The organism is Acinetobacter sp. Li1LvA2, from assembly GCF_056156705.1.
Genome location: NZ_JBSICF010000029.1, coordinates 1 through 810, shown reverse-complemented (window position 1 = coordinate 810; position 810 = coordinate 1). Strand labels below are relative to the sequence as shown.

1 protein-coding gene is annotated in these 810 nt (G+C 45.4%); it reads right to left on the bottom strand.

The features are described from left to right. Positions 1-810 (bottom strand): hypothetical protein (locus tag ACS604_RS18940; protein WP_474772654.1); only part of this gene is annotated, 810 nt, incomplete at both ends.

The following is an 810-nucleotide window of genomic DNA, read 5'->3' as shown; positions in this document are numbered from 1 at the left end:
ATACCTGTACTGGTATAATCAGCATTCTTTACCGTCTCAAGGTAGCCGTCAGTGGTATAGCTATAGCTTTCTTTATGCGCCTTGGTCGAATTCAGTGCATCTTTACCATAGTCCGCTGTCAGGCGCTGACCCAACTTGTCATAGCTAATCGCAATACCGGTATTACCACGCTCTATTTTCGTACTATTGAGCACACCCATACTGATGGTAAAGCGGTTCATGCTGTCATAGCTGTACCAGAAATCTTGAATCTTCGGTGCAGCATTTACAGCATCACGGTAGTTCGCCAGCATATGCACAATGTTGCCATTGCCATCATATTCATAATGAATATTGAAGGACTGGTCCTGCACACTGATCTTACGGTTTAAGCTATCGTAGTTGATCAAGGCATTCTGGAATACCCGTGGCTCACCCACTTTGCCATTGAGTTCCTGATAGCGTTCTTCAATCCTGTTACCGTTGTCATCATAACGATAAGAGGTTAACAGGTTGAGTGCGGTATCCCGTATTTCCTTGACCGAACCATTGCTGTAGTAGTTATAGTCAAGGCTCTGGCCCTGGCTATTGGTCTGTTTGGTCAGCCAGCCACCTGCATTATAAGTATAGGTAAAGACATGTTCACCCTTGTCGGTATGCTTGATGGTCCGGCCAAAGTAGTCTTGTTGATCGACCACGGTTTTACCGAGTCCATCTGTTTCCGTGCGTTTAATACCACCCTTACTACTGTTTAGGTTGCTAATTGTCGCATCGTAAACATAATCGACTTTGGTGGTCACCCCTTCAGCAGTTTTACTCTGCACCACACGG